1 protein-coding gene is annotated in these 466 nt (G+C 63.3%); it reads right to left on the bottom strand.

Annotated features, from left to right (window positions below):
- Nucleotides 1-142: 142 nt before the first annotated feature.
- Nucleotides 143-466, bottom strand: a 324-nt coding sequence (locus J7U37_RS24885) for a hypothetical protein (protein ID WP_247637494.1), incomplete at its 5' end; no start/stop codon positions are given.

Genomic DNA, 466 nt, shown 5'->3' with positions numbered 1-466 from the left:
TCCAGGAGGCGCTCGACTTTTCCAACGTAAGGTCTGATGCGCGAAGGTCGTTGGCAAAGCCCGCTTTCCCCGGCGGCATGGGCATCCTGCCGCCTGTCCAAGGCCTTCCGCTTGCCGGAATATGCTGGGCGGCGCGGGGAAGCTAGGAATGGATACTCCACTGGCAGGCGGAAGCGGGTATAGGCGAATCGTCCACCGTATGGATCAGTCCGCAAGCCAGGGCGTCTTCCGGACCGAGGATGCGCGGATAGGCCATCAGGTAGCTCGGGATGTCCAGGCGTTCCGGCGCATCACGGGTGTTCTCGGCGACGATCCGGGCGTAAAGCTCCAGGTCGTAGTCGAGGCTCATCGCATATTCCGCCATCCGCGCATGGTCCACCGCGCCATGCAGGGTCCAGTGGAAAGGATGGAACAGGAACTTGCTGTGGGCACTGGCGCTGCGTCGCTCGCCGGCGAGGAACAGGAT

Origin of the sequence: Methylobacterium sp. 37f (genome assembly GCF_023093475.1) — a bacterium.
GTDB lineage: Bacteria > Pseudomonadota > Alphaproteobacteria > Rhizobiales > Beijerinckiaceae > Methylobacterium.
The sequence above is the reverse complement of the archived record's forward strand: the minus strand, read 5'-3'. Positions and strand labels throughout refer to the sequence as shown.